Source organism: Nakamurella sp., assembly GCF_044224575.1.
Lineage (GTDB): Bacteria > Actinomycetota > Actinomycetes > Mycobacteriales > Nakamurellaceae > Nakamurella.
On sequence record NZ_JBGAKE010000021.1, the window covers coordinates 71,039 to 97,792 of the forward strand.

The following is a 26,754-nucleotide window of genomic DNA, read 5'->3' on the forward strand; positions in this document are numbered from 1 at the left end:
CGTGCGCGACGATGGCCGCATGCAGATCGCGTCCCGCGCCCGGGTCGTCGCCGGGCTGCTGATGCTGGCGGCGCTCGCCGTACTCGGGGTGGTCTGCGTCCTCGCGGTCATCCCGCCCGCACCGCGCGCGGCGGACGCGCCGGCCGACGAGTTCAGTGCCGACCGCGCGTTCGTCCATGTCCAGCGGATCGGCCTGCGCGAACATCCGGCCGGATCGGCCGCGGCCACCGAGGTCCGGGACTACATCGTCGACTCCCTGACCGGACTCGGGCTCGACCCGCAGGTGCGCGAGGGGATCGGCGGGACGAGCGAGCTCGGCGGCCAGTACGGCATGGCCGACACCCGCAACGTCGTCGTCCGGATCCCGGGCCGCGCCCCCACCGGCACGCTGATCCTGATGGCGCACTACGACTCGGTGCAGGTCTCGCACGGCGGCAACGACGACGGCGCCGGCGTCTCCACGCTGCTGGAGATCGCTCGCGCGCTGGGCACCGGCCCGGCACCGACCAACGACGTGATCCTGCTGTTCACCGACGCGGAGGAGGCGTGCCTGTGCGGGGCCGAGTCCTTCGTGTCGAACGACCCGCTGGCCGCCGGCCGGGCGGTGGTGCTCAACGTCGAATCGCGTGGCTCGACCGGGCCGTCGGTGATGTTCGAGACGAGCCCGGGCAATGCCGATCTCGTCTCGGTGTACGGGTCGGCGGTCGAGAAGCCGGTCGCCACCAGCCTGGCCGTCGAGGTGTACCGGATCCTGCCGAACAACACCGACTTCACCCCGTTCCTGGACACCGGCCGGTTCACCGGGCTGAACTCGGCGTACATCGACGGGTCCGGGGTGTACCACGCTCCCGAGGACACCCCGCAGTCGATGGACCGGGCCAGCCTGCAGCACGAGGGCGACAACGCGCTGGCGCTGACCCGGGCGTTGGCCGCCGCCGACCTGGCCGCGCTGTCGGTGCCGGCCTCCGGCGACGCGACCTACTTCCCGGCACTCGGCGGGCTGGTCCGGTACCCAGGATGGCTGGTGTGGCCGCTGGCCGTCGCCGCGCTGCTCGCGGTGCTGGTGGCGGCCTGGTCGGCGGTGCGCCGGGGCGTGGCCGGCCCGCTCCGCCTGCTGGGCGGGCTCGGCCTGGCCACCGTCCCGCTCATCGCGGCCCCGCTGGCCGCGCAGGGCTTCTGGGCCCTGCTGGTGCTGCTGCGGCCCGGCTACGCGAACATGCTCGACCCGTGGTGGCCGGGCTGGTTCCGGGCGGCCGTCGTCGCCCTGGTGGCGGTGGTCGTGCTGGCCTGGTTCGGCCTGCTGCGCCACCGGATCGGCCCGTGGCCGCTGATCGTCGGCGCCTTCGGCCTGCTGGCCCTGCTCGGTCTGGTGATGGCCGCCGTCGTTCCCGGCGGCTCCTACCTGGCCGCACTGCCGGCGCTGGCCGGGGCGCTCGGGGCGGCGGCGACGATCACCTGGCCCGGATTCTGGCCGCGGATCGCCGCGAGCCTGCTGGCCGGCGTCGTCGCGGTGACCATCCTCGCGCCGACGGTGTACCTGTTCTTCCCCGCGCTGGGCCTGGCCACCGGCGCCGCCGCCGCGCTGTTCGCGGTCATGCTCGGTCTGGCCCTCCTGCCCGTCCTCGACCTCCTCTACCCACCCCTGCCGCGCGGATCAACGACGCCTGCGCGGATCAACTCCCCGGACATGGGAACGGTGGGACAGGAGTCGACGACTTCATCCGCGCGGCTGTCCACACCCGGACCGGCGCCGACCGGGGAGAGCTCGGCAGAGCCCGAACCCGAACCGCAGCGGCACCGGCTGTGGGCGGCCGTCCCGGCCCTGGCCGCGGCGGCCGCCGCGCTGGTATTCACCGGGATCGGCCTGCGGGTCGACCATTTCGACGCCGACCACCCGGACCCCGCCGAGCTGGCCTACGTCCTGGACAGCGACACCGGGCAGGCCCGCTGGGTCAGCACCGACGCCCACCCGGGGGAGTGGGTGAGCCGGTACGTGACCGCGCCGGGCACCCCGGCCGACACCTTCGGCCTGATCCGCGGGCCGGTGACGGTCGGTCCCGCCGAACCGGCCGACCTGCCGGCCCCGCGGGTGACGATCGTGGACGACACGACCAGCGGGGATACCCGCACGCTGACCCTCAAGGTCACCCCGCAGCGCCCGGCCCGCCTCGTCTACCTCGGACTGACCGGCGCCCCGGTGCTGGGCGCGACGTTCGAAGGTCGGGACGTGCCGGCCGGCGAACTCGCCGACGGACTGTCCGTGGTGTTCCATGCCCCGCCGGCCGACGGCGTCGACGTCACCCTGGAACTCGGCACGACCGGCCCGGTCGACCTGCGGGTGCTCGACGGCGCGGACGGCCTGGCCGGGCTGCCCGGGTTCACCCCTCGCCCGCCCGGCGTGGGTATCGCCGGCTCGCACACGTCCGAGATGACCGTCGTGGGCCGGAGCTACACCTTCTGACCGTCCACCAGCACGTCGACCTTGTCCGGGTAGAACGCGACCAGGCCGGCGATCGGCGCCACCGCGGCGGTCGGGAACGAGTAGCACCACGCGACGTCGGGCACGATGTCGTCCCCGGTCTCGTCGCCACGGCGGGCGGACAGATAGTACGACGTCGTTCCCTTGTACGGGCAGGCGGTTTCGGTGCCGGTCGACCGGGTCAGCCGATCGTGCCGCAGGTCCGACGCGGGCAGGTAATACCGGGTGGGCAGGCCGGTCTCGAACACGAGCACCGGGGAGGACGACTCGGCCAGCACGGCATCTCCCAGCCGAACCTGGACATGCCGGGACGAGCGCACAGCGTCCACCCGGACGTACGGGTTCCGGGGGTGGACGAACACCTCCTCGTCCTCCTCGTACCAGGCGTCCAGGGCGCCCCAGTCGAACCGCACGGTGCCGGTGACGCCGGCCAGGGGCGAGTCGACGACCACCTGGCCGGCCCCGGGTCGGTGCACCGTGCCGACCCGGAGTCCATGCACCTGCACGGTGCCGCGTCGGCCCTGGTGCCGCACTCCCTCGTCGACCAGCACGTCCGGATCGACGTCGTCGCGGGGCACGTAGTACTGCGGGTAGTGCGACCATTCCCATACATACCGGGCGCGAGTGGTGTCGAAGATCGTTCGCCCACCGAGCCGCCCACGGATCCGGCGGGGGACGGGGGCGACGTCGTCCGTGCGGGCGGCCGCGGGCGGGAAGGTCGTCGGAGGATCGGTTCGGCTCATCCCTCATAGTGCGCGCCACCGGTCCCGTCGTGACGGTGGCCGCCGACCGGGCCGACGGTCGGACGGACGGGTCCGTACAGTCGGTGACGCCGCCGACGCACCGCTGCGCCGGCGCCCCGTCGGACGGAGTCGAGATGCGCATCCCCGGACCTGGCGACGTGCTCCGGCTGACCGGTCAGACCTTCGACGCAGTACAGACCGCGGTCGGCCTGGTGCCGCGACTGGTGACCATCGTCGCCGACGTCGAGGGCCTGATCGGCCGGGTGCAACGGGTGGTCGGCCAGGTCGAGGTGATCCAGGCCCGGGTGGCGGTGGTCCTGGACCGGGTGGGCGAGATCCAGGCCGGGGTGGACGACGTCCGCCGGAACGCCGCCGGACTGGTCGACCGGACGGGTGTCGTGGTGGACGTCGCCGCCGCACTGACCGCCCGGCTGGAGCCGATCGTGCTGACCTACGAACCGATCCTGCGCCAGCTGCAGCCGGCCGTGTCCCGGCTGGCCACCACCACGAGCCAGGACGAGATCGACGCGCTGGTCGCCCTGATCGACATGCTGCCTTCGATCGTCGGCAAGCTGGACCGCGACATCCTGCCGGTGCTGGATACCTTGGCCACGGTCGCGCCCGATCTGCGTGACCTGCTGGATGTCTCGAAGGAGCTGAACGAGCTGATCGGTTCGGTACCGGGGCTGGGCCGGGTGAAGAAGCGCATCGAGGAGCGGCAGCAGGAGGCCGACGACGACCGCGCCGACGGCTACCGAGCCGACGAGGTTCCGCCGGCCGCCCCGGACCGGACGGCCATCACGGCCGAGTCAGCCGACTCGACCCCGGCGTCGTCGGCGGCGGCGTCGAACGGAGCCCCGGCCGGCGCACCGCCGCCCGGCCACGGCTGACGGTTCCGGGTGCCCTTTCGGGCAGCATGCCGTGCCCCATGGGCGACCCGATCGGTTCTTGGCGCGAACCTCGGGCGACCGGACCGTGAACCGGTGGGCGAGGCTGGTCGAGCGGGCACCAAGAACCCTCAGCGCAGGAATCGCTCCGGTGCGGCGGAGAGGGAGATGCAGTGAGAAGCACCACGACCGCCGGGCCGAGCCGCCCGGCCCGGTTGGTCATGGCGAAGCGGCTCGAGGTTCCGGCCCGGCCGGCCACCCACGGTTCGGCGCCGGACACCGGTTCCACCGCGGCGCAGTTGCTCGCCCTGCAACGGACGGCCGGCAACGGCGCCGTCCGGCATCTCATGCGCGACATCGACCGGCAACGCGCCAAGAAGGACTTCTGCGTCGGCGAGGCGGTGGACGCCGCCCGGGCGCAGACGGTCTTCAGCCCAGCCCAGTCGCAGGTCCTGCGCGTCGTCCGGCAGGCCGCTCTGCGGGTGTGCGCGAACGCGGCGGTCGCGGTGGACATGCCCGGGAACGAGGCGTCGGTGGTCCGCGTCGCCAGGGACTACTTCGGGGTGACCATCCGGATGAGCGCCCGGACCCGGCGCGCGCTGGCGCGGTCCATCCGCTCGGTCGAACAGGCGTTGACCCAGGCCCCGATCCAGGCCGGCACCTGCCAGGACGAGCACTGCAACGGCGGCGCGGTCGCCCATGTCGACGAGGCGCGGACGATGATCGTACTCTGCCCGCGGTTTTTCAACCCCGACCTGCACCCGGTCGCCTCCACGGTTCGGATGCTGATCCACGAGGCCGCCCACCTGGCGAAGCTGGACGCGAACGCCGAGAAGCCGTGGCTGGAGATGTACTGCAGCGAGGGCGCCAGCAAGACCGAGAAATGCCCCGTCCCGGACGCGATCCACAACGTCGACGCCTGGTCGCACGTCATCGACGACCTGGCGGCGACCGTCTGACTCACATCAGGAACGCGATCAGACCCAGCGTGGCGCAGCCGCCGCGCAGGTGGTTGGCCCACCGCCACCGCACCGAGATCGACTGCCAGCTGCGCAGATCCGCCGGGGACGACCCGTCCAGATTCGCGATCCGGCGGTTCCACGGCACGTTGGCCGCGGCCGTGACGGCGAACGCGGTCAGCGAGAGCGCCGCCCCGACCGTGGGCCACGGCTGCCGATCCTGGCCGGCGATCCACGGAGCCACCAGCACCCACCCGGAGCCGATCGCGGCCGCCGCGAACACCAGCCCGAACACCGGCCGCGGCGCGAGCAGGTTGATGCGTTGCATCACGGCCAGCGCCGGCGCCGGGGGAGCGGCCGCCAGCGCCGGCATCACCAGCACCGAGAAGGCCAGGTAGACACCGGCGGTCAGGCCGGTGGCGACCGCCGCCAGGGTCGTGGCCACGGCCGTCGCGTCCACGCTCATGACGACCTCACCGGACGGCGCCGGCGGGGGCCCAGGCCCCGGCCGCCGCGGCCCGCCGGGCGTACTGCTCGAACGTCGTCGCCGGCCGGCCGAGCACCCGTCCAACGGTGTCGGTGGTCGCCTGATTGCGACCGTCCAGCACGTCGGTCACCAGAGCACCCAGGCTCTCGGCGTCGGACCGATCCAGCCCGGCCGCCACCGCCTCGCTCACGAACGTCGCCCCATCCACCGGCTGATAGGCGATTTCCCGTCCGAGCGCGGCCGACAGGATGGTCGCCGCCCGCTCGAAGCCGATCGACTCCGGCCCGGTGAGTTCGACCACTCGCCCGTCGAATCCGCCGGTGGTCAACGCCCGGACGGCGATCTCGGCGACGTCGTCCAGGCTGACGAACGGTTCGGTGACGGCGCCGGCCGGCATCGCGATCCGGCCGGTCAGCACCCCGTCGCGGAGGAAGTGCTCGCTGAAGTTCTCCTGGAACCAGGCGCACCGCACCACCGTCGAGGCCACCGGGGCATTCAGGACGATGTCCTCGCAGGCCCGGGCACCCGCCTCGCCGCGGCCGGACAGCAGCACCAGCCGGCGAATCCCGCGTTCGACGGCAGCGGCCGTGAACTCGGCAATGATCGCGTCGACGCCCGGGAACGCAAGGTCCGGCGAATAGCACAGGTAGGCGGCCGTGCACCCGTCGAGATTGGCTGGCCAGGTGGTCCGGTCGTGCCAGTCGAAGGGCTGCGGCGCGGATCGAGAGCCCGGCCGGGTGGGCACGCACCGAGCCCGGAGCAGGTGGTCGACGCGACGGCCGCTGCGGCCGGTGGCGCCGGTGACGAGAACCGTGGATGTGCTCATGGGTTCATCTCACCGCCGATTGTCCGGACTTTGAATGATGCAGACTCGCTCTTTCATACTCCAACGTCTAGGCTTGCTCGAGTGGATCCGCTGTCCCAGCTGTTCGCCCACCCGCGGGCCGAGCGAGCGTTCGGCCTGCTGATGACCATGCGGCCACCGTGGGCGGTGCACATCGCCGATGAGTCCGCGCTGACGTTGATGGTCGTCACCGGCGGCCGGTGCCGGATCGAGGCGAGGGACGCCGGCCACGACCTGCACCCGGGCGACATCGCGCTCGTCCGCGGTCCCCACCCGTACCGGGTGAGCGATCGGGCCGGGAGTCCGGCGATCGCCCGGATCGAACCGGGCCAGCGCTGCATCACGCCGGACGGCCGGCCGCTGCACGTCACCTATGCGCACGGTCTGCGGCACTGGGGCAACGACCCGGATGGACCGGACACGGTGATCGTGGCCAGTTACCCGGACGCCGGCAGCGTCGGCCGGTTCGTCACCGACGTGCTGCCGGATCTGGCGGTCGTGCCCGCCGGGCGGATCGACGCCGCGCTGATCACCCACCTGCACCGCGAACTGAGCCGGGACGGCCTCGGGCAGAGCGTCGTGCTCGACCGGCTGATCGACATCGTGACGATCGAGGCGATCCGGGCATGGGCGGCCGAGCACCCGCCGGCCCGGGCGCCGTGGCTCGCCGGCGTCACCGACCCGGCGGTCGCGGCCGCGCTCGACGCGATGCATACCCGGCCGGAAAAGGGTTGGACCGTGGCCGATCTCGCGAGGGTCGGGACGGTTTCCCGGGCCACCCTGGCCGAGCGGTTCGGCCGGCTGGTCGGGCAGCCACCCCTGCGGTATCTCGCCCGCTGGCGGCTCGCGCTGGCCCGGGATCTGCTGGCCGACCCGGCGCTCACCCTGGATGCGATCGCTGCCCGCGTCGGCTATTCGTCGGGATTCGCGCTCAGCGCCGCCTTCTCCCGGGAATACGGGCACAGCCCGGCCGCTCACCGACGCCGGCTGATCGCCCCGGCCGTGGCACTCACGGCCGGACCGGATCAGCCGATGTCGGTGACGAAGAGGCAGAACGGGTGACCGGCCGGGTCGGCCAGCACGAACAGCCGCGCCTGCCCTTCCTCCGACCGGTCGTGCAGCACCTCCGCCCCGATGGCGACGGCCCGATCCCGGTGCCGGTGCCGCTCCTCCACCGATAGACCGTTACGAGAAGATGCCGGAGTAGGCATTCAGCGCCGGCTGCCCGCCGAGATGGGCGTAGAGCACGGTCGATTCCCTGCCGATCTCGCCCTGACGCACCAGGTCGATCAGACCGGCCATGGACTTGCCCTCGTACACGGGGTCGATGATCATGCCCTCCAGCCGGCCGGTCAGGGTGATCGCGTCGATGGTGGACCGCACCGGGATGCCGTACAGGTCGCCGGCCCAGCCGTCGAGCACGGTGATCTCGTCGTCGCGCAGGTCCCGGCCCAGCCCGATCAACTCCGCGGTGCTGCGGGCGATGCGGGCGACCTGCTCCCGGGTCGCGTCGATTTTCGCCGATGCGTCGATGCCGAGCACCCGGCGCGGCCGGTCCTGGCCGGCGAACCCGGCGATCATCCCGGCGTGGGTGGAACCGGTGACGCTGCAGACGATGATCGTGTCGAAGAAGACGCCGAGCTCGTCCTCCTGCTGCCGCACCTCCTCGGCCCAGTTCGCGAAGCCGAGACCGCCCAGCGGGTGGTCGGACGCGCCCGCCGGAATCGCGTAGGGCACGCCCCCGGACCGGCGCACGTCGTCCAACGCGCGATCCCAGCTGTCCTTGAACTCGATACCGAATCCACTCGGGTCCAGCCGGACGTCCGCGCCCATGATCCGGGACAGCAGGATGTTGCCGACCTTGTCGTTCACCGGGTCGTCCCAGTCCACCCACTTCTCCTGCACGAGCACGGCCTTCAGGCCGAGCTTGGCCGCGACGGCAGCGACCTGCCGGGTGTGGTTGGACTGGACGCCGCCGATGGAAACCAGCGTGTCGGCCCCCTGGGCCAGGGCTTCGGGCACCAGGTATTCCAGCTTGCGGGTCTTGTTGCCGCCGAACGCCAGGCCCGAGTTCACATCCTCGCGCTTGGCCCAGATCGAGGCACCGCCGAGGTACTCGGAGAGCCGGTCGAGCCGGTGCACCGGACTGGGACCGAACAGCAGGGGATAGCGGGGGAAATCGTCCAGGGCCATCGACGCACTCTACTGAGCCGGGAATGCCGGCGGCGATCAGGCGACGCAGGAGCCGGATCGCCGCCGCATGCGCTCCCGGCGGCGACTCAGGAGCCCGCGATGTTCACCAACCAGTTCACCCCGAACCTGTCCACCAGCATGCCGAAGTAGTCGCCCCAGGGCGCCTTCTCGAGCGGCACCGTCACCGTGCCGCCGGCGGCCAGGCCATCCCAGATCCCGCGCAGTTGGGCCTCGTCCTCGGCCCCGCCGGACAACGAGACGCTCCCGTTGGGGTTGTCGGACAGTGGCATGTGGCTCGGCGTGTCGGCGCCCATCAGGGTCAGGTCGGGGGTGACGAGCTGGCTGTGCATGATCAGCTCCTCCTCGCCGGGCTCGACCGGCATCCCGAATTCCTTGAACGTGCTCGCGGTCAGCTCGCCGCCGAACACCGAGTGGTAGAACTCCATCGCCTCCCGGGCCGAGGAACGCCAGTTCAGGTACGGGTTCAGGGTGGTGGACATCAGCAGATCCTTCCGAGTGCATCGTGGTGCGGTCCTGGGTTTGACCGTCGTCGTGGACCGTACTCATCGCCTCCGACAACGGCACCTTCGTCCGGGCCCGATGGTTGCCCGTTCGGCCGGCCGGCCGCTGGGATGCGATGGTCCATCCCGCGGCCGGTCCCGGCCCGGTGCATCCACCCGCCCGGTCGCCCGTACGCTCGGCCGGTGCCTCGGACGGTGCTGGGAACGTCGGTGGTGGCGGTCGGCTACGCCGCGGTCGCGGCCCTGTTCACCCCGTTGACGTGGCCGGCCATGCTGGCCACGCTGCCGCCGCTGGTCGTGGCGGGCTGGGCTGCCCTCCGACCGCCCTCCCGGCCGGCGGGACCCGCGCTCGGGCGGCGCCGGGTCGCCCCCTGGCTGGTCGTCATCGTGGCCGGCACCGGGTGGGAGCTGCTGGCGTTGTTCCGGACGCCGCGCGAGGACTTCCCGACGCTCAGTTCGATCATCAGCCCGCTCGCCGGCACCCAGTGGTGGTTCCGGTTCGCCGGCTACCTGCTCTGGTTTGCGGCGGGCGCCGCTTTGGTGGGCCGGTCGCGCGCGCCGGCCGGCGCCGCCGCGGCCCACGGCGGCGGTGCGCGGCGATGACCGGGCGGACCGTTTTCCTGGCCGGGTACGTCGTGGTCGGTCTCGCGCTGGTGACGTTGGTGCTGGTGTCGTCCCGCCGTCCGTCGGCGGTCGCCACCCCCACCGCGCTGGCCGACGCGGCGACCCGCCGCCGGGTCGGCCGGGTGATCGTGCTGCTGGTCTGGTGGTGGGTCGGATTCCACGTGCTCGCCCGGTCGGCCTGACGATTCGACAGCTTGTCCAGAGCGGTGAGGGGGTTCACATCTGTTTCGGGCATCCTTCCGGGGGGTCACGACGTCATTACTAGTGTCTGTAACGAACAGAACGACGCGTACGAAGGAGCGCTGAACGATGATGAAGAGTCGCAGGTCGATGACGGAACGGTTGGCGGAGCGAAAGTCCCGCCGGCTGATCAACAAGGCGATCGCGGAGGCACCGTCGCAGACGGTGCGCAACGAACTGTTGGTCGTTGCGCAGCGCCAGCTGGGGTCGCTTCGCTGATCCCGCGATATCGAACGAAGGATGGTGTCCGCACGGCGGCACCATCCTTCTGTCATGCCAGAGCCTGGTGCATCAGCGCGTCGTGGTCGTACCCGTGCGTGGTGTTGGCCATGGCGACGACTCCGACCCCCCGCTCCGGGTACAGCCGCATGACGTGGTGGAAGCCGCCGCCGGTGCCCCAGTGTTCGACGAACGCCGGCTGCGCCGACCTCGCCGCCACCGGCCGGAACCAGCCCAACCCGAGATCGAAGCGCTTTCCCGGGTAACGGATGTCGCGCATCGACCGGGCCGATCCGGCGGTGAGGATCTGGCGATGACCGACCCGACCGTCGGCCAGATGCAGGCCGACGAGTCGAGCGGCGTCCGACACCGGCCCGATCAGACCCCCGTAGCCCGCGCCGATCACCCGAAACCGGCGCAGGGCCACCAGGTCACCTGACCGATCGCCGATGACCCCGCTCGGCAGCACGATCCGGAGCAACGGGGCGAACGGGGGCGGCACCCGGACGTACCCGGTCGCCGCGGCCGCTCCGGCCACGTGCTCGAACCCGGACGCCCGCATGCCGAGCGGCTGGAGCACGGCCGCCCGCAGGTAGTCCTCGAACGGGCGACCCGACACCCGCGAGATCACCTCGGCCAGCACGAGAAAGCCCAGGTTGGAGTAGGCCGCCGGCCCACCCGGCGGGCGGGTCGGGCGACTGCGCCGCACCAGGTCGGCCCGGAGCCGGGCCGCGCGGTTGGCCGGCTCGCCCGCCACCTCGATCCACCGCAGCGGGAGCGGATTCGGCAGCCCGGCCGTGTGGTTCATCAACTGCCGGGCAGTCGGATTGAAGCGCCAACCGCCGGTGCGGGAGTCGTCCAGTACCTCGCCGACCGGAGCATCCGGGTCGAGCCGACCCTGATCGACCAGCGTCATCGCGGCGGTCGCGGTGGCCACTTTGGTCATCGAGAACCACGGGAAGCGGGTGTCGGGGGTGACCGGAGCGCGCGCGGTGAGGTCGGCGAAGCCGCCGGCGACGGTCGCCGTACCGCCAGGTCGGACCACCGCGACGCTCAGGCCGGGGATTCGGTGCCGGAGCCGGAATTGCTCCACCCGGCCGGCCAGATCGGCGTCGACACCCGCCGGCGGTGCGAAGATCGGTGACATGGGCATCGGCTCGCCTTCCATCAGAAATAGTACGAGTACGTAGTAGATATGATGCGATATCGCAGTATCTGCGTCAAGGCCGGGGTCCGATGTCCGCCCTGAGGTTGGTCGCCGTCGCCGATACCCACGTGCCGAAGCGGGCCCGTGAGCTGCCCGCACAGGTCTGGGCGGCGGTCGACGCGGCCGACGTGGTCGTCCATGCCGGGGATTGGGTCGCCGAGGCACTCCTCGACGAGTTCGAGGCGCGGTCCCGCCGGCTGGTCGCGGTGTGGGGCAACAATGACGGCCCGGAACTGCGGCGGCGGTTGCCCGAGGTCGCCCGCGTGACGATCGGCGGCCTGCGGCTCGCCGTGGTGCACGAGACCGGCGGGCGCGAGGGCCGGGAACGGCGGGCCGATGCGGACTATCCGGACGCCGACGTGCTCGTCTTCGGGCACAGCCATATCCCGTGGGACACTCTGTCGCCGAACGGACTTCGGCTGCTCAATCCCGGATCACCGACCGACCGGCGCCGGCAGCCGCACTGCACCTACCTGACCGCGCGCATCGCCGGCGGTGTGCTGGACGACGTCGTGCTGCACCGGCTCAATCGGCCTCGGTGACCCGCATGCCGATCGGGAAGTGGTCGGAGAAGCCCTTGGGGTCAACCGGTTGACCCATCCCGCCGAACGGCCGCGGCTTGGGGTAGTCACCCGGCACGACCGTCCCCGGGAAGCGCAGAATCGCCGCGGAGGCCGGCTCGGCCCGCACGACCGCCTGCTCGACGACCATCTGCCGGTTCACCAGGAACTGATCGAGCATGTTCGGCTGGTTCTCGTAGTAGAAGCTGCCGTCGGCGATACCCATGATCGGCCACATCAGGTTCCACCACCGCGGGGTGTCGGCCAGCAGCACGCGCTGCCGCTGCCGGGTGCTCAGCGCGTGGATGACCAGCGAGGCGTCGAAGGGTTCGTCATTGAAGTCGCCCATCGCCAGCACCGGGGTGGCCGGACCGTGCACCTCCAGGACACGCTGGTGGAAGTAGGCCAGGGTTTCGCCGGCGATGTCCCGGAAGCCGGCGGACTCGGCCGCCCCGCCGCTCCGGGAGGGCCAGTGGTTGCCGAACACCGCCCAGGTCCGGCCGCCCGGCCGGGTCCGGAAGTTGACCTGGACGATCTCCCGGGTGGCGTTGCGGCGCATCACCACATGGAAGAAGACCTCGTCCTCGGGTGCCTCGAACTGTCGCGGGTCGTACAGGAAGGCGACGTCGATGCCCCGGGCGTCGTCGGTGTCGGCGTGCACGATCGCGTAGACCCGGTTCGGCAGCAGGGCGGCGAGCTGAGCGACCAGCAGGTCGAGCACGCGACGGTTCTCGACCTCGCAGACGCCGAGCAGATCGGGGCCGGCCCCGTCGTTCATCTGCGCGATCACCGATGCCAGCTGCTTGATCTTCAGGTCGCGCAGCACCGGCGTCCAGCCCTTCAGGCTGTCCCCGAGGGTGCGCTTGACCTTCTCCGTGCGGAACGGCGAGTTCTCCTCGTCGAACAGGTTCTCCAGGTTCCACCATGCGACGTGACGCGTCACCGGCATCGCTGCCACCCCCTCGCGACAACTTCTCTACCCTTACGGTAGGCGCGCAGACGCCCTTCTGTCGCTCGGTTTTCGGCGACGGCGACCCCTACTGACCGGCCCCGCGGGCGGCGAGGACCGCCGCGACCGCGGACACCAGGACGAGCAGGGCGCAGCCGACCATGGCCGTGGTCAGGCTGGAACCGGCGGCGACCGCCCCGATGAGCAGGGCACCGACGGCGGTACCGGCGTCGTACGTGGCGTTCCACGCGGCACTCGCGCCCGCCCGGCGTTCGGGACCGGCAAGGTCGAAGCTCAGCAGCAGGGTCAGGTTCTGCACCCCGCCGTAGGCGATCCCGAAGACCGCGGCGCCGCCCGCGACGAGGACGGCGGACCACGCGACGGTGCCGGCGGCACCCCAGGCGAGCAGCGCCAGGCCGAGCGCACCGATCACCGCGACGGCCGGCAACAGGCGGGCGGGGCCGGCGCGATCGGCCAGACTGCCGGCCCGCCAGCGGGCGAGGGCGGAGGTGACCCCCAGCAGCAGCAGGGCCCACGTCACCACGGCGCCCGAACCGGCGAGCTGGACCGGGACGATGGCGAAAATGCCGCCGCCGGCCAGCGTCGTCGCCAACAGCAGGGCCAGCACACCGGCCAGGGACCACACCGGTGGCCGGGCGGCACCGGCTCGCCGTTGACCCCGCGGCGGCGGCTTGGGGAACCGGCCAACCAGCGGCAGCGCCAGCAGGGGCACCGCGCCGAGCCCGGCGACGACGGCGAAGTGGCCCGCCTCGGTCAGCGCGACGGCCGCGGGCACCGCGAAGATGTTGGGGACGGCCACCGCCAGCCCGTACAGGCCGATCGCGCGTCCGTGGCTGCCCGGCGGCGCGATCTGCGTGGCGACGAGCGGGGTGAGCACCGTCAGAATCGCGAACCCGAGCCCACGGACGGCCGACAGGAGCAGCAGCCACCACAGGTCGTCGCGCAGCAGCAGCAGGGGGGTGGGCGCGCCGAGCGCGATCAGCCCGACGGCCAGGGTGGCCGGCTGCCCGATCCGGCGGACCGCGGCCGGCACCAGCAGTTGGCAGGCGACGGTGGCGACCAGCATGACCGTGGTGACCAGACCGGCCAGCGCCTCCGGCACGCCCTGGCCCACCGCGTACACCGGCAGCGCGGACAGCGTCAGGAAGAACGAGGTGAAGCCCAGCAGGGACATCGCGACCAGCGCGGGCATCCCCGGAATGCGCAGCATCGACCCTCCCGACCCGCTGAGGGTACGGGGTGCGGCCGGCCCCGGCGATCAGCTCGGGGGATCGCCGGGCTGCGGGTTCGGGATCACCCGCTCGTCCTGCACCTGGATCTCGATCCGGGCCTGGTGGGCGGCCGGATGCCAGATCTCCTCGAACGGACCGGTGACCGCGCCCGCGGCCGCCCGGCCGCGGCTCCGGCGGGCCGCCCACCAGAGCCCGCCGAGCACGACACCGAACAGCAGCACCGTGGCCGCGACGAGCCAGACCGCCGACATGACCGCCTCCCGAGCCGTCTCGCCCCTTACGCCGGAACTCCGCGCGGGCGGTTGCGCCCGCCGGCCCGGAACAGATCGCTCTCCAACGGATGTCCGACCAGTTCGGTGGCCACGACGCACGCCTGGAGGACCTTGTCCAGATCCACGCCGGTGGTGATGCCGGCGTCGTCGAGCAGGTAGACCAGTTCCTCGGTGGCGATGTTTCCGCTGGCGCCGGGCGCGAAGGGGCAGCCACCGAGGCCGCCGACCGAGGCGTCCAGCTGGGTCACCCCGGCCTGCAGGGCGGCGAACGCGCTGGCGATGCCGGTGCCGCGGGTGTTGTGGAAGTGCGCGCCGAGCGGAACGGTATCGGCCCCGGGAGCGCCGCCGATCGCCGTCCGGACCGCGTCGAGCAGCCGCCAGACCCGTACCGGCGTGGTGGTGCCGATCGTGTCGCCGAAGCACAGCCGGTCGGCGCCGAGCTCCAGCGCCCGGGCCGCGATGGACGCGGTCCGCTGCGGGTCGGTCGGCCCGTCGAACGGGCAGTCCCAGCTGACCGCGATGATCACCTCGAGCCGGCCGCCGGCGTCGTGCACGATCGACGCGACCTGCGCGACGGCGTCCACCGCTTCCTGGGTGGAGCGTCGGGCGTTGGCCTGGCTGTGCCCGTCGGAGGCGGAGACCACGTATTCGATGGTGCGCAGTCCGGTCGCGATGGCTCGCTCGGCGCCGTGGGGAGAGGCGACGAGCCCGGACCACTCGACGCCCGGCACGGACTGCACGTACTCGGCGATGCGTTCGGCGTCGGCCATGGCCGGCACCGCCCGGGGCGAGACGAACGCGGTCGCCTCGATCCGCTGCACGCCGGTCGCGACCAGCGCCCGGATCAGCCGGATCTTCTCGTCCGTGCCGATCGGCGCCTCGATCTGCAGGCCGTCCCGCGGCCCGACCTCGCGCACGTCGACCCGGGTGGGCAGTTCCATCATCGTCCGACCTACTTCCTTGGTTCGGCTTCCAGTGTCCGGCCGGATCGATCCGGCGCACACTGTCCCGCGGGGACGACGCGCAGGCCCGCGACGTCCCCGACCCGTCGCCGGCCGAATCGCCACGCGCCGCCACTCCGCCCCCGGCGATGGGGCCGCCGGCGGGCCGGGCGGGCCGGCCGCCAACCCAGGTTCACCCCGGGCCCGTCATCGCGACCCGTAGTTGGAGGAAGCGGAACAGCCCGGGTTCGCCCACCTCGGCCTGGTAGGCGTCGACCACGTCATCGACCCAGGCGGAGACCTGCGCGGGCGGCAGCCGGGCCGTCCAGTCGGCGAACCCGACCGTGCACCAGTCGGTGAACGCCGCCCGGGAGCCGAAGTCCCAGCGGACGTCCCTGACCTGCTGGTCGATGACCCGGAGCCCGGCCTGCGCCGCGAGCCTCGGATAGCCGGCGGGGTCGAGATGGACGAACGGGACGGCAAACCCGGTGAACTCCGCCGCCCAGCGCGGCTGTGCGCACACCAGCATCGCGGTCTGCTCCAGGCTTCGCCGCGGACCGGCACAGACCTGCTGAACGACCACCCGCCCGACCCGTCGGAGGCTCCGGGCGATGGCCGTGAGCGCCGCCCCCTGATCGGTCACCCAATGCAGGGCATTGAACGACACAACGGTGTCGAACTCACCCCTGAACGGCAGGTCGCGGGCGTCGGCGACGAGGAACTGCGTCTCGGCACCGGGCGGGTCCGGCCGGGACCGGGCGACCTCGATCATCCGCGGCGAGGCGTCCACCCCGACCACCGACCCGGCCGGCAGCCGGGAGGCGATGATCCGGGTGATGTACCCGTCGCCGCAACCGACGTCCAGCACCCGCTCGTCACTCCGGAACTCCAGTCCGTCCAGTGCTTCCCGGGCCAGCCTGCGCTGCAGCCCGCTGATCCGTTCGTATCCGGCGCCGTCCCAGTCGGGCATGTCAGCTCCTCAGGCTCGGCACCCAGTATCGGATCGAGCCCGGCCCGCGCGCGACCTCACGGAACCAGCACGATCCGTCGAGTGGGTCCGGCCGACCCACCGAATTCCGCGGACCCCAACGGCGCGAACGCATCCGCTCCTAGTTCGGCCAGCGCGGCCAGCCGGTCCGGATCGCGACCGGCGACGACGACCCGGCCGGCGCCAAGATGCCGGGCGACCTGGACCGCCATCCGGCCGGCGTTGCCGGTCGCGCCGAGCACCAGCACGGACATACCGGGGCGAGCCGTCGACGTTCAGCTCACCGGCCGGGCGGGAGCTCGGACCGCGGCGGTGCCCGGGTCGCCGCGACCTGTCCAGGGCCGAACAGCAACAGCTCGCTGCCGCGCTGCGCCGAACGGTCAGCCGGCCGCCGGCCCGTCGCTGATCAGCCGCTTGCCCAACACCACGGTGTGGTCGGGCGTATAACCGTGCGCGACGTAGAACTCGAGCGCGGTGTCGTTGCCGGCCCGGATCTGCAACGACACCTTCGGACAGCCAAGGGTTTCCAGTTCCCGCTCGACCACGCCCAGCATCCGACCAGCGAGCCCGTCGCGCCGGTGGGCCGGGTCGACGGCCAGGTAGTTGATCGACCCGCGGTGACCGTCGTAGCCGGCCATCACGCTGGCGACGACGGCCGCGTCGAGCACCCCGACCAGGAACAGGTCAGGCTGGACGGAGAGCTTTCGCTCGATGTCCTTGCGCGGGTCGTTCCAGGGGCGGGTCAGCCCGCACCGCTCCCACAGCGCGACGACCGGCTCGGTGTCGGCGGGCACGAACGGCCGGATCAGCATCGATCGACGGTACGCCCGGCGAATCGACCCGGGTGGCCCATCGCCCATTCGCCCGGGCGTCGTCGGCACCGTCGCCCCGTCCGCGTCCAGGAACGCAGGCCGGACGCGATGAGTTTGCCGTCCCGATCGGGTCTACCCGGCCGGAGGAGGTTATTCGCATGGAGTGGGAGCTGTTCGCGGGCCTGCCGGTCGGCGACTATCCGCGTGCCGTCGGCTGGTACGAGCGGTTGTTGGGCACGTCGCCGACCTTCCACGCCCACGAGACGGAATGCGTCTGGACGCTGGCCGAGCACCGGTCGATCTACGTCGTGCTCGATCCGGCGCGCGCGGGTCACTCGCAGGTCACCTTCTTCCCCGATGACCTCGACCGGTTCGTGACGGCGGCCGCCTCGCGGGGTGTCCACCCGGACCGGACAGAGACCTTCGACAACGCCGTCCGCAAGGTCACTTTCATCGATCCCGACGGCAACGAGATCGGCGTCGGCGGCGTGGTCGCGGAGCCGTCTCACGCTCCCTGACGTCGACCTCACCAACCGTCCGGGATGATCGCCGGCCCGCTGCCCGGGGACCGCCTGATCCGGCGGTCCACCAGCAGCGGGATCAGAGACAGGCCGCAGGCGCCCACCGTCGCCAGCAGGATCAGGGCCTCCGTGAGCACCCCGAGCGCAAGCGCGGCCACCAACCCGGCGAGGACCACGCCCAAGCCGACCGGCAACCAGACCTGCCAGGTCTTCCCGTCCATCTACCCGCGTTCCCTTTCCCGTCGGCGCCGATTCCGGCCAGGAGTACCCCGGAATGCGAGGTGCCAAACCCGGCCCGACGGGTACCGTGTCGGGCGTGGTGACCTGGCGGGAGTTCGTGGACGAGGCACCGACGGTCTCCGGGGTGTTCCGCAGGCGGCATGCCGCCACCGGAAAGCTGTGTCTGCTGGCTACGTTGCGCGCGGACGGATTCCCCCGGATCAGCCCGATCGAGCCGCGCGTCTTCGAGGATCAGCTGACCCTGGTCGGCATGCCCGGCACCACCAAGTTCGCCGACCTGCAACGGGACCCGCGGTTCAACCTGCACACGGCGACGGTCGACTCGCAGCTCGGCGACGGGGACGCGAAGCTGTGGGGCCTGGCCCGTCACCTGCCGGACCCGGCATTGCACGAACGGTTCGCCGCCGATCTGTATGCCGAGATCGGACTGGATCTGCGCGGACAGGTCTTCGACCCGTTCTTCGTCGCCGACCTGACCGGCGGTTCGTCGATCGAGATGCGGGATGGGCAGCTGTTCATCACGATCTGGCGGCCCGGGGCGGGCGAACGCACGGTCCGCAAGTCCTGACCCGCCCGCGCCGCCGCTCGGTTCGAACCGGCCGGCCCGGGTCCGCGCCCCCGGCCGGTGACGCCGGCACGGCTGGCGACGGCTTCACGCGAGCGACCGATGAGTCGGGGCGCGCCCGCCGGTCAGTCACCGTGGACGTTCCCGATGCACCCGGAGGCCGCAGATGACGAGCAGCACGACCACCCTGACGACCCACACGCTGATCACCCCGCACGCCGACGTGGTGTACGACGTACGCGGCCCGTTGCCGGCCGCCGACGGCCGGCCCCCGCTGCTGATGGTCGGCCAGCCGATGGACGCCGGCGGCTTCGTCGACTTGGCCGGCCACTTCGGCGACCGCACCGTCGTCACCTACGACCCGCGCGGCGGGGAGGGTCGGACCACTCGCAAGGACGGCCGGACCGACGTCACGCCGCAGGACCAGGCCGCCGACCTGCACGCGCTGGTCGGCGAGATCGGCGGCCCCGTCGACCTGTTCGCGAGCAGCGGGGGAGCGGTCACCGCCCTCGCGATGGTGGCGGTTTACCCCGACGATGTGCGGGTGCTGGTCGCGCACGAGCCGCCATTGCTCGCAGTCCTGCCAGATGCCCCAGCGGCGTTCGCCGGACAGCGGGCCTACGAGCAGGCCTACCAGGACAAGGGCTGGGGCGCCGGCATGGCTGCCTTCATCGCGTACACCTCCTGGCCGGGGGAGTTCACGGACGAGTTCTTGGCCCGACCGGCCCCGGACCCGGGCCAGTTCGGCCTGCCCACCGGGGACGACGGCACGCGCACGGATCCGCTGCTGTCCGGCATCGCCGCGGCGATCACGTCCTACCGGCCCGACGTCGACGCCCTGACCGCCGCCCCGACCCGGGTGGTGATCGCCGCGGGCATCGAGTCCCGCGACCTGGTGACCTGGCGGGCGAGCCGGGCGCTGGCCGACCTGCTGGGCGTCGACCTGACCGTCTTCCCGAGCCACCACGGTGGCTTCCTCGGCGAGGGCGGGGGCTATGCCGGTCAGCCGGAAGCGTTTGCGGGCCGGCTGCGCGAGGTTCTCGACGCGGGTTGACCAGGCCTCCAGCGGGTTCAGGGTGCCAACCAGCGCAGCACCCGGAGCGCGAACAGGGTGATCCACGGGGACGGCTCGCCGGGTCCGTCATCCAGGTCGAACCAGACCCGGCCGCGCAGTCGACGGTCGGCCGCCCACCGCCGGTCCGGCCGGCGGCGGGATCGCACCTGCTCGACCGCCTCGGCCAGCCGCGGGTCGGGCGGCGCGCCGGTGGCCCGGAAGTAGTCCAGGGCCCGCAGCACGGTGTAGTGCCAGCGAGGCGGATACACCAGGTCGAGCATGGCCGGGTCGGCCGGTTCACCGGTGCTCAATCGCCGGAACAGGCCGCGCTGCAAGAGGTATTCCTCGCCGGCGGCCCGGGCGGCGCGGGATTCGGGGCTGCCACCGGTGGCGTTCTCGTCCTGCAGCAGGCCCTCGAGCACATTGATCGTGGTGTCAAACGACGACCTCACCGACCCGGTGGCCCGTTCGCAGTTCCAGCCGCCGTCGGGCTGCTGTTCTCCGACCAGCCGCGTCACGATGGGGGAGACGTCGACCCCGAAGTAGGCGCCGTCGGCAACGGTCCGGCCGTTGATGCACTCCTCGACCTCACCGGTCCAGAACGGCTGCCCATCGTGGTCCCACCGGCAGTGCCGGCCGACCAGTTCGACGGTGCGCCGGGCCCGATCGCTGTGCGGATCGAGGCCGAACTCACGGAGCTGGGTCAGTGCGTAGGCCGTCGCCGTCCAGGGTTGGCCCTCCTGGTCCCAGAGCTGCCGGGTGAAGTCGGCAGGCATGAACGAGCCGCCGGCCCACTGGCCGTCCGGGTCCTGGTGGGCCAGCAGGCGAGCACCCCAGCCCTGCGTCTCGACGCTGGCTCGTTCGGCCCTCCAGTCGTCGGCGGGCGCGTCGAGCAGATCGCGGAGCACCTGCCAGCGGATTGCCGGGTCGGCGGCGACCAACCACTCGATGACCCGGTCGGTGGGATCCGTCATGACCCAGGGGTGGACCGGTCGGCCGGCGAGGGGTTCGACCCGGTCAGCCCGAGTTCGGCGAACGCGGTGGCCAGGCCGGCCTGCTGTGGTCCTGCGGCGACGTGCGCGGCGGCAGCCAGCACCCGGGGGTCACTGCCCTCGATCGCCACGCCGAGCCCTGCGTACTCGAGCATCTCCAGGTCGTTGAGACCGTCGCCCACCGCGATGACGTGCTCCCGGGCCAGCCCGAGATGCTCGACGACGACCTGGATGCCGACCGCTTTGTGCACCCAGGTCAGGTACAGCTCGCCGGCCGAATCGCCCATGTCCGGGATCGAACTGGGCAGCGCACCGATCTCGGGGCCGGCCTGCGCGGCCAGTGAGGCGACCGGCTCCGGCGAGTCGAAGCAGGTGACCTTGCCGAACCGGACGCCGGCCAGGTCGGGCGCCATCCGCAGGGCGTCGAGGATGTCGCGCGGGCCTTCGTGCCCGGAGGCCCGCAGGTGCCGGCGCAGCAGGTCGGCCAGCCGGCGATCGACGCCCGGCGGCCCGTACACGGCCTCGGGAGTCTCGAGCAGGTAGGCGACGTCGTGCTCGTCGAGCAGGCGCACCAAGCGGGTTCCGAGTTCACGCGGGAACCGGTGATCGGTCAGCACCGCCCCATCGATCTCGACGTACCCGCCGGCCGCAGCGACGAGGCCGTCGAATTCGCCCAGCACCGCGGCCGCCACCATCGACCGGGGCCGGCCGGTGCACAGGAACACCAGGTGCCCCGCAGCGCGGGCGGCCCGGACCGCGATGACGTGCCCGTCCGGGACCACTCCGTGGTCGGCGTAGGTGCCGTCGAAGTCCAGAAAGACCGCTCGGCGCGTTGTCGATGACCCGGCTCCCACCCCGCGAACCTACCCCGGCGGTTCCGGCCGGCCCGCCGGCGCCGTCCGTCGAGCCCGCGCTTGACCCTCTCCCCGGGGGAGGGTCCACCGTGAGCGAATGACCACGCCTCCCGCCCCTGATGCCCTGTCCCTGGCCGATCTGCCCGTCCCGGTCGGCCGCTACCTCACCGCGCATCGCGACCGCGATGCCGATGCGACGCTGGCCGTGCTGACGCCGGACGCCACGATCGTCGACGACGGCCGCACCCATTCCGGTCAGGAAGCGGTCCGGGCCTGGCTCGGGTCGGAGGCCAGCGAGTACTCCTACACGATCGAGCCGATGACAGCCTGGCGAACGGGGGACGAGATCACCGTCGTGCAGCGCTTGATCGGCGACTTCCCCGGCGGGACGGTCGATCTGCGGTTCACCTTCACCCTGGCGAGCGGCCGGATCGACCGCTTGGTCATCGCGCCATGACCGACCCGCCGGTCACGCCGAGCACGGGCCAGCCGATCGCGGTGCGCCAGGAAGCCGGATCGGGATTGTCGGCCGGCCCGATCAGGTACGACTCCTCGACCGGGCCGGCCAGGGTGAGTGCGTTGCGCACGACCCACGAGCCCAGGCGTCCGTAGGTGACCTCGATATCGTCATGTGGCCCGGTGTGCACCGTCGTCGCCAGGTCCACCGGCTCCAAGGTGACGGCGTCCACCCGCCCCCGGGGACTGACCCCGCGCGCCGGGCGGAACACCATGGCCCGGCCGCGACCGTGGGTGAACAGCTCGTTGTCGTAGCGCCCGCCGAGCGGACCCCGCCGAGCCGCCGGCCCGACGTGCTGGTCCAACTCGGCGACGGCGCGGCCGTACCAGGTCAGCACGTCGTCCCGGGCGACCTCGGCCCGCACGGCGGCCACCGAGCGGGCGGGCAGGGACCGGATCTCGACGTCCACCGCGGGCGGATCCGGCCGCAGCAACTGACGCAGCGAGGCGACGGCGGAACCCAGACGAGCGAGCTCCGCCTCGGTGCGGGCCAGGTGACGCGCGAGGAGCTCGCCCCGCTCGCCGGGGTCCGTGGTTTGCAGGAGCCGACCGATCTCGGCCAGCGGTACATCCAGTTCGCGCAGGCGATGGATCATCTGGGCCGGCCCGATCTGCTCCTGGTCGTAGTACCGGTAGCCGGTGTGGGCGTCGACCCTGGCCGGTTCGAGCAGCCCGGCGTCGTGGTAGCGGCGCAGCGAGCGAATGCTGAGCTGGGTCAGCGCGGCGAACTCGCCGATCGTCAAGCCGGGGGACATGGGTGCAGTCTGCCTCGCCGGCCCGATACGCAACCAATTGTTGCGCGTCGACGGCCGTGCCGCTACCCTCATGTGCAACCACTAGTTGCAGGAGGCAGTCATGGAGCACGAGAGCATCGAGCGAGAGATCTTCATCGAGGCATCGCCGGAGATCGTCTTCGACGTGGTCAGCAGCCCGGAGCACCTGCGGCAGTGGTGGCCCGACGACGCCGTGTACGAGCCCACGCCCGGATCCAACGGCCGGATCGTGTTCGGTGACGCCGACACCGGCGGCGCGACCGGGTTCGCCGTCATGGACGCCCAGCCGCCCCGGCTGTTCTCGTTCCGCTGGACACAGCCCGTCGGCACCGCTGCCGAGGTCGGCAACTCTCTGCTGGTCACCTTCGAACTGACCCCGACGGCCGGCGGCACCAGGCTCCGGATGACCGAGACCGGCTTCCGCGACATGAGTTGGGACGCAGCGACTCTGGAGACGCAGTACGCGGAGCACCAGCATGGTTGGGACTACTTCCTGCCCCGGCTGGCTCCGTACGTCGCCACGCTGGTGACGCAGCCATGACCGCACCGATCGTCGAGCGGGTCGACGACGATCTCTGGTCGGCGATCGGCGACCCGACCCGCCGGCGGATGCTCGACCTACTCCTGCTCGACGGAGTCGGCACCGCGACCAGCCTGGGTCAGCAACTGCCGGTGAGCCGGCAGGCGGTGGCCAAGCATCTCGCGGTGCTCGACCGGGTCGGTCTGGTGCGGGCCACCCCGGCCGGCCGGGAGAAGAAGTACCGGGTGGACGAGGAACGGCTCGGACGCGCGGTCGCCCAGCTCGCGTCGGTCGGGTCGGCCTGGGATGCCCGGCTGCAACGGATCAAGCGGATCGCCGAGACGATCCACCGCCAACAGAACCAAACGGACTGAAGGGAATCGGCATGGTGGACATCCGGCACCGCATCGGCGTCAAGGACGCGACTCCGGAGAAGGTGTACGAGGCGTTGACCACGGTGCCCGGCCTCGCCGGCTGGTGGACCGACGACGCCAGCGGCCGCGGCGCCGTCGGCGGGGTGCTGGCGTTCCGGTTTCCGCCGATCGGCGGCTTCGACATGGAAGTGCTCGAGGCGGAGCCCGCCCGGCGGGTGACCTGGCGGGTGGTCGACGGCCCGCCGGAGTGGCTCGACACCACCGTCGACTGGGAGCTGCGGCAGGACGGCGACTACACGATCGTGCTGTTCACGCACCGCGACTGGAAGGAGCCGGGCGAGTTCATGCACCATTGCAGCACCAAGTGGGGCTCGTTCCTGATGAGCCTGAAGTCTGCGGCGTCTTCGTAAATGCGCAGTTCAGACGGCATACAGTCGTTGATATCGACGGATGCCGTACCCTGTGATTGGGTGTCTAGATGGATGCTCGACGGGGCGACCAACATCGGGGGATGTGAGCGAGATCACAAAGGATCGGCGACGCACGTACGGGTCGGGATCGATCTTCCAGCGGGCCGATGGGCGTTGGGTCGGCCGAGCCGAAGCCGGATGGACCCCCACCGGCAGTCGGCGGCGGGTGTCCGTCGTCGCATCCACCGAGGCCGAGGCGAAGCGTCGACTACGCGACAGAATGCGGGACCTCGACCGCGGCGTCACTACGGCGAGCCGACTCACGGTGAAGGCCTGGGCTGATCAATGGTTGGCGGCCAAGGTCGACCGCGTCCGACCGAAGACATTCACGGCCGACAGGGCGGCCGTCAGGCTCCACATCGTGCCGACCATCGGGCACCGACGCCTCGATCAGATCGGCGCCCAGGACATTCGCGCGGTTTCCGCCGCAGTGACAGCAGCCGGCCACTCGGCCGCCACTGCCCACCGAGTCCATGTGGTGCTGCACGGCCTCCTGGTGGACGCCGAGCGGGAAGGGCACACGGTGCCGCGCGCTGCGACCCTCGCTCGGCCACCATCACGCGGCAAGGGGGACAGGCAGGCACTTGAACTCGCGGACGCTCTCGCGGTCCTGAAGGTTGCGGCAGGTGATGACGACGGCTCGCGATGGGTGGCTGGCCTCCTGCAGGGGATGCGCCAGGGCGAGTGTCTGGGTCTGACGTGGGATCTCGTCGACACGTCGGCGGGATGGGTGGACGTTTCCTGGCAGCTTCAGGGCGTTCCGTCCGTTCATGGGTGCGGCGATCCGCCGACATGCGGGCACAAGCGGGGCGGATTCTGCCCGAAGCGGCGACGCCGGATCCCCGCCGGCTTCGAGATGCGAGAACTTGACGGCTGGCTGGCGCTGACGCGCCCGAAGACCGCAGCGGGGCAACGCATCATCCCATTGGTGCCCTGGATGCGCGACTCCCTCGACGCCTGGCGCCTGAAGGCGCCGAAGTCGGCCCACGGCCTCGTGTGGCCCGCAGCGGACGGGCGGCCATGCCTGGCTGAATCGGACCGCGCGGCGTGGGTGGATCTGCAGGCCAGGGCGAACGTCACTGGTCCTGGCCGGCCGTACGCCGTGCACGAGATGCGGCACACGACGGCCACACTGCTCGCCGAGGCAGGCGTCGACCCCTCGGTGATCATGGCGATCCTCGGGCACTCGACAGTCGCCACGCAGGCCGTCTACAAGACCGTGCGCCTCGACGCGACGGCGGCCGCGCTCGGCGAGGTTGCGGCGCGGCTATCGCTCGGCGGGACATACGGCACCTGATCACTCGACCGGGTCGGCGTGTCGGTCGGCGTGTCGAACACCTGTACTTGACCGGCTAGCATGGCGTCGCGTATATTGTGAACGACAGGGGATGAGTCGTACCCGCATGACGGAGGTCTGCGGCGAAAATCCACTCCTCGGTGGGCTGATCGGCTCGACGATCATCTCGCCGGCAAGTACGGCATGAGGTCCGCAACCGGACCGTAGCCCAACGTCGAGCCCGGCCCGTTGGCCGGCCAGTGCATCAAATCGACATCACCGAGTTGATGCCTATGAGCGCGACGTCGAACGCGCCCCGACCCCCGCCAGGAGGTCACCTCATGCTGTCTTTGACCCCCGAGGAGCGCACTCTCCGCGCTCGCGCAGCCGCTCACGACTCGTGGGCGAACACCAACGATCGCACCGCGCGGACCGCTGCCGGCCGAGAAGCGGCGGATCGGAGGTTTCTGGATCAGGTCGATCCCAACCGCGTGCTCCCGAAGGCGGAACGAGAACGCCGGGCACTCCACGCCCGCAAGGCGTTCTACGCGAAGCTCGCCCTGAAGTCCGCCAGGGCCAGGCGACTTCGAGCCGAGGCCGACCAACTCGACGCCGAGGCGGCGGCTGCGTGAACGGGTCCAGAAATGAGAAAGTCCCCGGGGCCACCATGACCGGGGACTTCTCTGCGGCTGTCCCACTCCCCACTTGGGGAATCAGCCACTAGCATCCGAATAGATTCAGGATACACGAGAATGACGGAAGTCGTCAAACGGCGTAAGCCATGGTCGAGCGGGCGGCAGCGCCAATCCCGCCAAGGCCGAGCGATTCAGATTCAGCGGATGGTCTCCAACCAAGTGGTCCCGCGCGCCACGAAGGAATTGGACGGTGGACGCGTGTCGGCGAACATGGTCCGCCAGGTACTCGCATTCCGGGCGCAGAGCGCCAACAACGACGGCGTGACGTTCATGGGCAAGAGGAAGGTCGCGCAGTTGCTCGGCATTGCCTACGTCGACGTGCAGCGGGCCGACCACGCACTCGCCCGAGTCGGCCTCCTGGTGCCGACCAGCCCGCCAGTCGGGGCGCCGGCCAACGTCGTGTGCTATCGGATCCCGGCCCTGTGTCGGAGGACCGACAGCTTGGCCGACCAAGCAAACTGCCCGACCTTGGTGATAGTGCAACGAGCCCCCTCACCTGGGCGGATAGTCACTGGTACCGGCATTGTTGCAGGTCAGGGCGTGCGCGGCGAGCCAAATGATAGTGCACCAACCGGGCTGACCTGCGAAAACGGAGCCCTACTCTACGAAGTAGAGGGGGCGTCCTGCGAGACGCCCTCCCTCCCGGTGGTCGGTCGGGACGTCACGCCGGCCCGGGAAGCTGAGGTTGATCTTCAGAGCGCGGACCCCGCAGTGACCGAAGGGCGA

The 26,754-nt window shown here is 71.6% G+C and carries 35 protein-coding genes and 1 pseudogene; 18 read left to right on the forward strand and 18 right to left on the reverse strand.

All coding sequences use genetic code 11. The annotated features are described in order from the left end of the window. The first annotated feature begins 19 nt into the window (after positions 1 to 19). Positions 20 to 2,461 (forward strand): M28 family peptidase, encoded by a 2,442-nt coding sequence (locus tag ACILSK_RS19900; protein WP_395728919.1) that lies wholly within the window; start codon positions 20 to 22, stop codon positions 2,459 to 2,461. Here the strand turns inward: ACILSK_RS19900 and ACILSK_RS19905 are convergent. After that, positions 2,449 to 3,222, reverse strand: a complete 774-nt coding sequence (locus tag ACILSK_RS19905; protein WP_395728920.1) for a DUF427 domain-containing protein — start codon at positions 3,220 to 3,222, stop codon at positions 2,449 to 2,451. The two genes, ACILSK_RS19900 and ACILSK_RS19905, sit on opposite strands and share 13 nt — an antisense overlap. A gap of 134 nt (positions 3,223 to 3,356) precedes the next feature. Between ACILSK_RS19905 and ACILSK_RS19910 the strand changes: the two genes are divergently transcribed. Continuing rightward, a complete protein-coding gene (locus ACILSK_RS19910; RefSeq protein WP_395728921.1) occupies positions 3,357 to 4,112 on the forward strand; it encodes a hypothetical protein in 756 nt (251 codons plus the stop codon). A gap of 170 nt (positions 4,113 to 4,282) precedes the next feature. Next, positions 4,283 to 5,068: a M35 family metallo-endopeptidase gene (locus ACILSK_RS19915; protein WP_395728922.1), complete on the forward strand. Its 786-nt coding sequence runs from the start codon at positions 4,283 to 4,285 to the stop codon at positions 5,066 to 5,068. A gap of 1 nt (position 5,069) precedes the next feature. Here the strand turns inward: ACILSK_RS19915 and ACILSK_RS19920 are convergent, their stop codons facing one another. Beyond that, complete coding sequence (locus tag ACILSK_RS19920) at positions 5,070 to 5,534, reverse strand: anthrone oxygenase family protein (protein WP_395728923.1); 465 nt, start codon at positions 5,532 to 5,534, stop codon at positions 5,070 to 5,072. Between the two features lie 7 nt (positions 5,535 to 5,541). After that, positions 5,542 to 6,381 carry an NmrA family transcriptional regulator gene (locus tag ACILSK_RS19925; RefSeq protein WP_395728924.1) on the reverse strand — a complete coding sequence of 280 codons (840 nt, stop codon included), beginning with the start codon at positions 6,379 to 6,381 and terminating at the stop codon, positions 5,542 to 5,544. 81 nt (positions 6,382 to 6,462) lie between these two features. On the opposite strand from ACILSK_RS19925, the gene ACILSK_RS19930 reads away from it, so the two are divergent. Continuing rightward, the gene (locus tag ACILSK_RS19930) at positions 6,463 to 7,461 is read left to right on the forward strand and encodes a cupin domain-containing protein (protein WP_395728925.1); all 999 of its coding nucleotides are present in this window, start codon (positions 6,463 to 6,465) and stop codon (positions 7,459 to 7,461) included. On the opposite strand, the gene ACILSK_RS19935 is transcribed toward ACILSK_RS19930, so the two are convergent. The 3 genes from ACILSK_RS19935 to ACILSK_RS19945 form a co-directional block, all read right to left on the reverse strand. Next, on the reverse strand, positions 7,425 to 7,574 hold the full coding sequence (locus ACILSK_RS19935; protein ID WP_395728926.1) for a VOC family protein: 150 nt from the start codon (positions 7,572 to 7,574) through the stop codon (positions 7,425 to 7,427). The two genes, ACILSK_RS19930 and ACILSK_RS19935, sit on opposite strands and share 37 nt — an antisense overlap. Positions 7,575 to 7,584: 10 nt before the next feature. Next, positions 7,585 to 8,592, reverse strand: coding sequence for a 1-aminocyclopropane-1-carboxylate deaminase (locus ACILSK_RS19940; protein ID WP_395728927.1), 1,008 nt, complete (start codon positions 8,590 to 8,592; stop codon positions 7,585 to 7,587). Between the two features lie 86 nt (positions 8,593 to 8,678). Beyond that, positions 8,679 to 9,092: a VOC family protein gene (locus tag ACILSK_RS19945; RefSeq protein ID WP_395728928.1), complete on the reverse strand. Its 414-nt coding sequence runs from the start codon at positions 9,090 to 9,092 to the stop codon at positions 8,679 to 8,681. A 204-nt stretch (positions 9,093 to 9,296) separates the two neighbouring features. On the opposite strand from ACILSK_RS19945, the gene ACILSK_RS19950 reads away from it, so the two are divergent. The 3 genes from ACILSK_RS19950 to ACILSK_RS19960 all read left to right on the forward strand — a co-directional run bounded on the left by ACILSK_RS19950 (position 9,297) and on the right by ACILSK_RS19960 (position 10,196). Beyond that, complete coding sequence (locus ACILSK_RS19950; protein ID WP_395728929.1) at positions 9,297 to 9,716, forward strand: hypothetical protein; 420 nt, start codon at positions 9,297 to 9,299, stop codon at positions 9,714 to 9,716. Further along, on the forward strand, positions 9,713 to 9,919 hold the full coding sequence (locus ACILSK_RS19955) for a DUF6186 family protein (protein WP_395728930.1): 207 nt from the start codon (positions 9,713 to 9,715) through the stop codon (positions 9,917 to 9,919). The genes ACILSK_RS19950 and ACILSK_RS19955 overlap by 4 nt, the downstream gene beginning before the upstream one ends. Before the next feature lie 127 nt (positions 9,920 to 10,046). After that, positions 10,047 to 10,196, forward strand: coding sequence for a hypothetical protein (locus tag ACILSK_RS19960; protein ID WP_395728931.1), 150 nt, complete (start codon positions 10,047 to 10,049; stop codon positions 10,194 to 10,196). A gap of 52 nt (positions 10,197 to 10,248) precedes the next feature. On the opposite strand, the gene ACILSK_RS19965 is transcribed toward ACILSK_RS19960, so the two are convergent. Continuing rightward, complete coding sequence (locus ACILSK_RS19965; protein WP_395728932.1) at positions 10,249 to 11,349, reverse strand: serine hydrolase domain-containing protein; 1,101 nt, start codon at positions 11,347 to 11,349, stop codon at positions 10,249 to 10,251. Between the two features lie 92 nt (positions 11,350 to 11,441). On the opposite strand from ACILSK_RS19965, the gene ACILSK_RS19970 reads away from it, so the two are divergent. After that, on the forward strand, positions 11,442 to 11,945 hold the full coding sequence (locus tag ACILSK_RS19970; RefSeq protein WP_395728958.1) for a metallophosphoesterase family protein: 504 nt from the start codon (positions 11,442 to 11,444) through the stop codon (positions 11,943 to 11,945). Here ACILSK_RS19970 and ACILSK_RS19975 read toward each other — a convergent pair. From ACILSK_RS19975 to ACILSK_RS20005, 7 genes and pseudogenes are all read right to left on the reverse strand, one after another. Next, positions 11,929 to 12,912: an endonuclease/exonuclease/phosphatase family protein gene (locus ACILSK_RS19975; RefSeq protein WP_395728933.1), complete on the reverse strand. Its 984-nt coding sequence runs from the start codon at positions 12,910 to 12,912 to the stop codon at positions 11,929 to 11,931. The genes ACILSK_RS19970 and ACILSK_RS19975 overlap by 17 nt on opposite strands. Positions 12,913 to 13,000: 88 nt before the next feature. Then, positions 13,001 to 14,143, reverse strand: coding sequence for an MFS transporter (locus tag ACILSK_RS19980; RefSeq protein WP_395728934.1), 1,143 nt, complete (start codon positions 14,141 to 14,143; stop codon positions 13,001 to 13,003). A 48-nt stretch (positions 14,144 to 14,191) separates the two neighbouring features. Next, on the reverse strand, positions 14,192 to 14,416 hold the full coding sequence (locus tag ACILSK_RS19985; protein WP_395728935.1) for a hypothetical protein: 225 nt from the start codon (positions 14,414 to 14,416) through the stop codon (positions 14,192 to 14,194). 26 nt (positions 14,417 to 14,442) lie between these two features. Further along, complete coding sequence (locus ACILSK_RS19990) at positions 14,443 to 15,381, reverse strand: hydroxymethylglutaryl-CoA lyase (RefSeq protein ID WP_395728936.1); 939 nt, start codon at positions 15,379 to 15,381, stop codon at positions 14,443 to 14,445. Between the two features lie 190 nt (positions 15,382 to 15,571). Beyond that, positions 15,572 to 16,348, reverse strand: coding sequence for a class I SAM-dependent methyltransferase (locus ACILSK_RS19995; protein WP_395728937.1), 777 nt, complete (start codon positions 16,346 to 16,348; stop codon positions 15,572 to 15,574). A gap of 116 nt (positions 16,349 to 16,464) precedes the next feature. Beyond that, a pseudogene (locus ACILSK_RS20000) lies at positions 16,465 to 16,626 on the reverse strand (zinc-binding dehydrogenase); the annotation flags it as partial. Between the two features lie 120 nt (positions 16,627 to 16,746). Continuing rightward, positions 16,747 to 17,178: a GNAT family acetyltransferase gene (locus ACILSK_RS20005; protein WP_395728938.1), complete on the reverse strand. Its 432-nt coding sequence runs from the start codon at positions 17,176 to 17,178 to the stop codon at positions 16,747 to 16,749. A 158-nt stretch (positions 17,179 to 17,336) separates the two neighbouring features. Between ACILSK_RS20005 and ACILSK_RS20010 the strand changes: the two genes are divergently transcribed. Continuing rightward, positions 17,337 to 17,696, forward strand: a complete 360-nt coding sequence (locus ACILSK_RS20010; RefSeq protein ID WP_395728939.1) for a VOC family protein — start codon at positions 17,337 to 17,339, stop codon at positions 17,694 to 17,696. An 8-nt stretch (positions 17,697 to 17,704) separates the two neighbouring features. Here ACILSK_RS20010 and ACILSK_RS20015 read toward each other — a convergent pair whose 3' ends face one another. After that, on the reverse strand, positions 17,705 to 17,920 hold the full coding sequence (locus ACILSK_RS20015) for a hypothetical protein (protein WP_395728940.1): 216 nt from the start codon (positions 17,918 to 17,920) through the stop codon (positions 17,705 to 17,707). 95 nt (positions 17,921 to 18,015) lie between these two features. Here ACILSK_RS20015 and ACILSK_RS20020 point away from each other — a divergent pair, with 95 nt between their 5' ends. Together ACILSK_RS20020 and ACILSK_RS20025 are read left to right on the forward strand one after the other, a co-directional pair. Then, entirely contained in the window at positions 18,016 to 18,507 is a 492-nt protein-coding gene (locus tag ACILSK_RS20020; protein WP_395728941.1) for a pyridoxamine 5'-phosphate oxidase family protein, read from the forward strand. A 184-nt stretch (positions 18,508 to 18,691) separates the two neighbouring features. Further along, entirely contained in the window at positions 18,692 to 19,558 is an 867-nt protein-coding gene (locus ACILSK_RS20025) for an alpha/beta fold hydrolase (protein ID WP_395728959.1), read from the forward strand. 17 nt (positions 19,559 to 19,575) lie between these two features. Here ACILSK_RS20025 and ACILSK_RS20030 read toward each other — a convergent pair whose 3' ends face one another. Together ACILSK_RS20030 and ACILSK_RS20035 are read right to left on the reverse strand one after the other, a co-directional pair. Beyond that, on the reverse strand, positions 19,576 to 20,532 hold the full coding sequence (locus ACILSK_RS20030) for a squalene cyclase (RefSeq protein WP_395728942.1): 957 nt from the start codon (positions 20,530 to 20,532) through the stop codon (positions 19,576 to 19,578). Beyond that, positions 20,529 to 21,404 (reverse strand): HAD hydrolase family protein, encoded by an 876-nt coding sequence (locus ACILSK_RS20035; RefSeq protein ID WP_395728943.1) that lies wholly within the window; start codon positions 21,402 to 21,404, stop codon positions 20,529 to 20,531. Before ACILSK_RS20035 ends, ACILSK_RS20030 begins: the two co-directional genes overlap by 4 nt. Before the next feature lie 97 nt (positions 21,405 to 21,501). Here ACILSK_RS20035 and ACILSK_RS20040 point away from each other — a divergent pair, with 97 nt between their 5' ends. Next, entirely contained in the window at positions 21,502 to 21,861 is a 360-nt protein-coding gene (locus tag ACILSK_RS20040) for a nuclear transport factor 2 family protein (protein ID WP_395728944.1), read from the forward strand. On the opposite strand, the gene ACILSK_RS20045 is transcribed toward ACILSK_RS20040, so the two are convergent. Continuing rightward, a complete protein-coding gene (locus tag ACILSK_RS20045) occupies positions 21,848 to 22,675 on the reverse strand; it encodes a MerR family transcriptional regulator (protein ID WP_395728945.1) in 828 nt (275 codons plus the stop codon). The two genes, ACILSK_RS20040 and ACILSK_RS20045, sit on opposite strands and share 14 nt — an antisense overlap. Before the next feature lie 100 nt (positions 22,676 to 22,775). On the opposite strand from ACILSK_RS20045, the gene ACILSK_RS20050 reads away from it, so the two are divergent. The 6 genes from ACILSK_RS20050 to ACILSK_RS20075 all read left to right on the forward strand — a co-directional run. Further along, positions 22,776 to 23,234 carry an SRPBCC family protein gene (locus tag ACILSK_RS20050; RefSeq protein ID WP_395728946.1) on the forward strand — a complete coding sequence of 153 codons (459 nt, stop codon included), beginning with the start codon at positions 22,776 to 22,778 and terminating at the stop codon, positions 23,232 to 23,234. Then, positions 23,231 to 23,587 carry an ArsR/SmtB family transcription factor gene (locus ACILSK_RS20055; protein ID WP_395728947.1) on the forward strand — a complete coding sequence of 119 codons (357 nt, stop codon included), beginning with the start codon at positions 23,231 to 23,233 and terminating at the stop codon, positions 23,585 to 23,587. Before ACILSK_RS20050 ends, ACILSK_RS20055 begins: the two co-directional genes overlap by 4 nt. Before the next feature lie 11 nt (positions 23,588 to 23,598). After that, on the forward strand, positions 23,599 to 23,997 hold the full coding sequence (locus ACILSK_RS20060) for an SRPBCC domain-containing protein (RefSeq protein ID WP_395728948.1): 399 nt from the start codon (positions 23,599 to 23,601) through the stop codon (positions 23,995 to 23,997). 103 nt (positions 23,998 to 24,100) lie between these two features. Beyond that, positions 24,101 to 25,354 (forward strand): tyrosine-type recombinase/integrase, encoded by a 1,254-nt coding sequence (locus ACILSK_RS20065; RefSeq protein ID WP_395728949.1) that lies wholly within the window; start codon positions 24,101 to 24,103, stop codon positions 25,352 to 25,354. Positions 25,355 to 25,674: 320 nt separating this feature from the next. Then, entirely contained in the window at positions 25,675 to 25,965 is a 291-nt protein-coding gene (locus ACILSK_RS20070) for a hypothetical protein (protein ID WP_395728950.1), read from the forward strand. Positions 25,966 to 26,085: 120 nt separating this feature from the next. After that, positions 26,086 to 26,754 (forward strand): hypothetical protein (locus ACILSK_RS20075; protein WP_395728951.1); only part of this gene is annotated, 669 nt, incomplete at its 3' end.